The sequence below is a fragment of the Anabaena sp. UHCC 0399 genome (genome assembly GCF_034931465.1).
In the GTDB taxonomy this organism is placed as follows: Bacteria; Cyanobacteriota; Cyanobacteriia; order Cyanobacteriales; family Nostocaceae; genus Trichormus; species Trichormus minutissimus.
Genome location: NZ_JAYGGZ010000107.1, coordinates 1 through 4,556 on the forward strand (window position 1 = coordinate 1; position 4,556 = coordinate 4,556).

5 protein-coding genes and 1 pseudogene are annotated in these 4,556 nt (G+C 42.3%); 2 read left to right on the plus strand and 4 right to left on the minus strand.

Annotation, left to right across the window (positions count from 1 at the left end):
- Positions 1 to 148: 148 nt before the first annotated feature.
- Positions 149 to 772, minus strand: a complete 624-nt coding sequence (locus VB693_RS28775) for a class I SAM-dependent methyltransferase (RefSeq protein ID WP_323269252.1) — start codon at positions 770 to 772, stop codon at positions 149 to 151.
- Positions 773 to 865: 93 nt separating this feature from the next.
- Between VB693_RS28775 and hemH the strand changes: the two genes are divergently transcribed.
- Together hemH and VB693_RS28785 are read left to right on the plus strand one after the other, a co-directional pair.
- Entirely contained in the window at positions 866 to 2,032 is a 1,167-nt protein-coding gene (gene hemH / locus VB693_RS28780; RefSeq protein WP_323269253.1) for a ferrochelatase, read from the plus strand.
- A gap of 178 nt (positions 2,033 to 2,210) precedes the next feature.
- A complete protein-coding gene (locus VB693_RS28785) occupies positions 2,211 to 2,804 on the plus strand; it encodes a DUF2808 domain-containing protein (RefSeq protein ID WP_323269254.1) in 594 nt (197 codons plus the stop codon).
- On the opposite strand, the gene VB693_RS28790 is transcribed toward VB693_RS28785, so the two are convergent.
- The 3 genes and pseudogenes from VB693_RS28790 to VB693_RS28800 all read right to left on the minus strand — a co-directional run.
- A complete protein-coding gene (locus tag VB693_RS28790) occupies positions 2,801 to 3,340 on the minus strand; it encodes a DUF4126 domain-containing protein (RefSeq protein ID WP_323269255.1) in 540 nt (179 codons plus the stop codon). The two genes, VB693_RS28785 and VB693_RS28790, sit on opposite strands and share 4 nt — an antisense overlap.
- Before the next feature lie 290 nt (positions 3,341 to 3,630).
- Complete coding sequence (gene recR, locus VB693_RS28795) at positions 3,631 to 4,188, minus strand: recombination mediator RecR (RefSeq protein ID WP_323269256.1); 558 nt, start codon at positions 4,186 to 4,188, stop codon at positions 3,631 to 3,633.
- A 190-nt stretch (positions 4,189 to 4,378) separates the two neighbouring features.
- Positions 4,379 to 4,556, minus strand: a pseudogene (locus VB693_RS28800) (photosystem II q(b) protein); the annotation flags it as partial.

The following is a 4,556-nucleotide window of genomic DNA, read 5'->3' on the forward strand; positions in this document are numbered from 1 at the left end:
AAATCTTTCTCCCCTTCCCTGTCTTTGCTACGCAACGCTAACGCGAACGACACGCTGCGCGAATGTAGGGAAGGGGTTGGGGGTTAGGTTTGAGAGAAAGTTGCACACGGCGTGAAATACCAATTCCCAATTACCCATGCCCAATTAATTATTTTTTCGCTTGAATTACCTGCAAACTACCACCCGCATACAAAGTTGGTTGACTTACACTAAATCCCATTTCAATTAACAACCCAGTTAAATCAGTTTTTAATAATTTCCAGGCTGTTTCTGTCTCAAACAACCAAAAAAATAACGCTAAACCAGGCCAGAAGATGGGATTAGTCGGTGGATGAAAATCAACAATAGTAAATACTCCTCCTGGCTTCAAAACTCGATAAACTTCTTGAATAATTTCCCGCAATTGTGCAGGCTGCATTTCATGTAGAGCCGCGCTGGTATGGACTACATCAAATTGAGCCTCTGTAAAAGGTATTTTTTCCGCAAAAGCTTCTACATAAGCTGCTTCAGGTACATTCTGCCTAGCTCTTTGTAAAGATAACGGTGAAGCATCTAGTCCTGTTACATTTTGTGAACATTTAACTAAAAATTGCGTGGCTTGACCACTACCACAACATAAATCTAAAACATGAGTATCTGATTGAATTGTTAACCCTTCCAGAGCCAATTGCCGAAAACGAGCTTCACCACCCACGCTGAGGGCTGCTAAACGCGATATTCCATCATATAGCCATTGATAGCGATAACTTAAATCTCTTAAAATTGTTGCCATTGCATCTTTGCTCACTATTAAGCTTTATATTTAATAAAGATATATTGTTAACATTAGTAAAAAATCTGAAAAAGTCGGGGGAAATTAACTGCTATGGGTCGTGTAGGCGTATTATTACTCAATCTCGGTGGACCTGATAAATTAGAGGATGTCGGGCCGTTCTTATATAACCTCTTTTCTGATCCAGAAATCATACGCTTACCATTCCGTTGGTTACAAAAGCCCCTGGCTTGGTATATCGCCTCAAGACGCACGAGCATATCGCAAGAGAACTATAAGCAAATAGGTGGTGGCTCACCCTTACGGCGGATTACAGAAGCCCAGGGAGAAGCTTTACAAGAACAGTTAGGTGATTTGGGACAGGAAGCCAAAATCTATGTAGGAATGCGTTATTGGCATCCTTACACAGAAGAAGCGATCGCACTTCTCACCCAAGACAATCTTGATAACTTGGTGATTCTACCCCTCTATCCCCAATTTTCTATCAGTACCAGTGGTTCTAGCTTCCGGCTTCTAGATAGACTTTGGCAAGAAGACCCCAAACTACAACGGATTGAATACACCGTCATTCCGTCTTGGCATAAACAACCAGGTTACTTGCAATCAATGGCGGAACTGATTAGCCAAGAAATTAACCAGTTTGCTAATCCTGATGAAGTTCACATCTTTTTTAGCGCACATGGTGTTCCCAAAAGCTATGTCGAAGAAGCTGGCGACCCCTATCAGCAGGAAATTGAGGAATGTACAGCCCTCATTATGCAGACTCTCAATCGTCCTAATCCTCACACCCTAGCCTACCAAAGCCGTGTCGGCCCGGTAGAGTGGTTACAACCCTATACAGAAGATGCTCTTAAAGAACTAGGTGCAAAGGGCGTTAAAGACTTAGTTGTCGTACCCATCAGTTTCGTCTCGGAACATATTGAGACACTACAAGAAATTGATATTGAGTATCGGGAAGTTGCGGAAGAAGCAGGAATCCACAACTTCCGTCGCGTACCCGCACCTAATACCCATCCAGTCTTTATTAGAGCTTTGGCAGACTTGGTAATTGATGCACTGCAAAAACCCAGTCTTAAGCTTTCCCAAGTCACCCAAATGAAGAAGCGGGTGAAAATGTATCCTCCAGAGAGTTGGGAATGGGGTATGACCACCAGTGCAGAAGTGTGGAATGGTCGGATTGCGATGCTAGGCTTTATTGCCTTAATTATTGAGTTGGTTACAGGTCAGGGTTTACTGCATATGATCGGACTATTGCAGTAAAAAATTATACAAGTAAAGTATTTTTTTCACTCTTAACTTCCCCCTCTTGGGAGGTTTTTGTTTTTATATGTAGTATTTTGATGCTTTTGGGCTTCCCATCACAGACAGATGTAGTTAGACAGCAATTGCAGGAATATCGTCAGTAAAGCGTTAATTTTCTGTTTATTGGCGGTGAGCAATGAAAAAATTGATTTGGTTTTCTACCGTAAGTTTAGCGATCGCCACAACTAGTTTACCAGCGATCGCTCAGACCCAACAAATACAACCCGGACAGCAATACCAACCCGGACAAACAATTCAACCCGGACAACAATACCAACCCGGACAACCAATGCAACCCGGACAGCAGCAATACCAACCCAGACAGCAGCAATACCAACCCGGACAACCAATGTCCTATGACCGCACCGCACCCCGAATTAGTAGAACGAGCGGTTTCCGTGATACTCATTACATTAGTGTGTATACCGGAGAGCAGCCTTTATCCTATGTAGTGGTTCGTCCTTCAGAACTTGTTAGCATCAACAACGACAACATTAGTATCACAGATCAATCTGGTCAAAACATCGATGCCAACATTTCTACAGAAGGCGACAGAATCAGGATTAATTTTGCTCAACCAATAACTCCTGGTAGCACTCTACAAATCGCTTTCAGGAATTTGGCAATGGATACCCCCAATCGCAACTTCTATCTATATGAACTTGCTGGAGGACATATTGGTTATCGCCGAGAAATACCATATGGTTTCGCCCAAATTCAGGTATTTTAACGGCTTTTGTGATACCAGTAATACCACTCTTTAGCACTACGCAGGGCAAACCACAGGAGGATTAAAGCAATTAATCCTCCTTGCCACGGAGCATCAAAAGCAAACAGCACTAGGGCTATACACAAAACATCCTGTAGAAACACTGCCCACAATGGCAACCCACGCAAGCGATAGAACCAACCCACCTGAACCAGCTGCAATACTAAAGCCAATGAACCCCCAATCACAGCTATTAACCAGTGTGGTGTTTCTGTCGCTGAAGCTACTGCTAACCCCATAATAGCCCCCACCAGGGGAGATAAGAATAAATGTATTATTTGTAAAATTCGTTGTCCCCAAAGTTTTTTGGAAACAAATAATTCAATAAATGAATAACTAATTAGACAGGTTAATAAAACTCCAGGAGAAATGGGAGAGAAAATTGGTACTTGTGACCAAAATTCACTACCCTGTAACAGCACAATGATCAATAAAGGTATGCCTATTCTTATTCCTGCTGCCGCAGAAGCGGAAAGTGTGGCTAAGATTTCAATCATTTTATTAGGTTACTTAAATAGCGAATAAATAATAAATGAAGTATTCACTTTGTTATTAAGACTACCCATGACAGAGGAAAATTACAGCAACAAGTTTACAGTCATTAAAAATAAAATATATTTTGTTTTTAACGATTTCACATATTGCACAAATCTAGAACCCCGGTTTCTTGGAGAAACCGGGGTTCTGTATGCGTCTACTAAGCATTTCGGGTAACGCATAATTCAATTTGCCCGATGACCAGCTATTGTTAACTACTAGCTAGAGACTATAGAAAATAGGTTTGGTTTTAATCTAACTCCCGCCGTCCTTCTAAAGCTCTTGCGAGTGTCAATTCGTCAGCGTATTCCAAATCACCACCTACAGGTAAACCAAATGCAATCCGCGTCACTTTTGTAAATGGTTTAAGTAGTTGACCTAGATACAAAGTTGTAGTTTCCCCTTCTACACTAGGACTAATCGCCATAATTACTTCTTGAGGTTTTTGCTGACTTACCCGCCGCACCAAAGCTTGGACATTCAACTGTTCTGGGCCAATACCATCTATGGGAGAAATCACTCCTCCTAAAACATGATATTTGCCTTTATATTCACGGGTTTTTTCCAGTGCAATTACATCGCGCGAATCAGCTACTACACAGATAGTCTGATTATCGCGGTTGGGATTACGACAAATTTCACAAACAGGTTCAGATGAGAGATGGAAGCATACAGAACATAAACCTACCTGTTTTTTGGCATCGATCAGAGCTTGCGCCAAAGCCTCCACTTCAGCTTCTGGACGCTTTAAAATATGCAAAGCCAGTCGCTGGGCAGATTTGGGGCCAACTCCTGGAAGGCGTTGCAACTGTTCAATTAACCGTGCTAAAGGACGTGCGTAAACCGTAGTTTTATCTCCAGTATTTTCTCATCTTAACTATGATGACATTTTTCGCGTACTCTTATCTTGCCTGCATAACGCTGTTTTGGCAATTTCATGGCATTAAAAAACGCCCCCTGTTTCCAGGAGGCGTTTTTTATTCAACTAAGCTTGAAGATTAACCGTTGATAGCAGGTGCGCTGATAGCAACAGGAGCAACTTCACCAGCAGCCAAGTCTAAGGGGAAGTTGTGAGCGTTACGCTCGTGCATTACTTCCATACCCAGGTTAGCGCGGTTGATTACGTCAGCCCAGGTTGCAATGACGCGACCTTGGGAGTCGATGATGGATTGGTTG

Bases quoted from the DNA above. Each gene is read 5' to 3' on its own strand.
- VB693_RS28775 (WP_323269252.1), bottom strand. From the start codon at position 772: ATGGCAACAATTTTAAGAGATTTAAGTTATCGCTATCAATGGCTATAT.
- hemH (WP_323269253.1), top strand. From the start codon at position 866: ATGGGTCGTGTAGGCGTATTATTACTCAATCTCGGTGGACCTGATAAA.
- VB693_RS28785 (WP_323269254.1), top strand. From the start codon at position 2,211: ATGAAAAAATTGATTTGGTTTTCTACCGTAAGTTTAGCGATCGCCACA.
- VB693_RS28790 (WP_323269255.1), bottom strand. From the start codon at position 3,340: ATGATTGAAATCTTAGCCACACTTTCCGCTTCTGCGGCAGCAGGAATA.